At 77.7% G+C, this 673-nt stretch carries 1 protein-coding gene; it reads right to left on the minus strand.

Translation table 11 applies throughout. The features are described from left to right. Positions 1 to 673, minus strand: a 673-nt coding sequence (locus tag NBZ83_RS32470; protein ID WP_261576552.1) for a PASTA domain-containing protein, incomplete at both ends; no start/stop codon positions are given.

Consider the following 673-nt stretch of genomic DNA (forward strand, 5'->3'; position numbering starts at 1 on the left):
GCGGCGGGTCGGGCGACGACGACGGTGACGGTCGACCCGCGGGCGACGCCGCCCGCCGCCGGGCTCTGCTCGACAACCGTGCCGGGTGGCTCGCTGCCGGCGCGGGGCTGCTGGACGACGGTGAGGCCGAGGTTGGTCAGGGTCCGTTCGGCCTCACCCACCGGTCGGCCGTGCAGGTCGGGCACGGCCACCGTGTCGCTGACCACGGTGATGGTGACGGAGCTGCGGGCCGCCACCCGGGTGCCCATCGTCGGCGCGACGTCGTCCACCTGACCGGCGTCGGCGGCGGACGGGCCGGAGTTGACCCGTTCGACCACGGTGAGGCCGGTGGCGCGCAACGCGGCGCGGGCGTCCTCGGCGCCGAGCCCGACGACCTCGGGCACCGTGACGGTACTCGGACCCGTCGACACGGTCAGGGTGACGGTGTCGTCGCGGGCGCTCGTCGTCCCGGCCGGCGGGTCGGTCGCGACGACGGTGCCGCGGGCGCCGCTGCCCGACCGGTAGGCGCGCTCGACCGTGGCGAAGCCGGCGGCGCGTACGGCGGACTCCGCCGCCGCGGCCTGCTCACCGATCACATCCGGGACGGCGACCCTGTCGGTGGCCGGCGAGGCGTCGGTGGGACCGGTTGGCGCGACGGGAGGGGTGGCGCTCGTCGGGTCGCCGGTCGCCCGGG

Source organism: Frankia gtarii, assembly GCF_025403375.1.
Lineage (GTDB): Bacteria > Actinomycetota > Actinomycetes > Frankiales > Frankiaceae > Frankia > Frankia gtarii.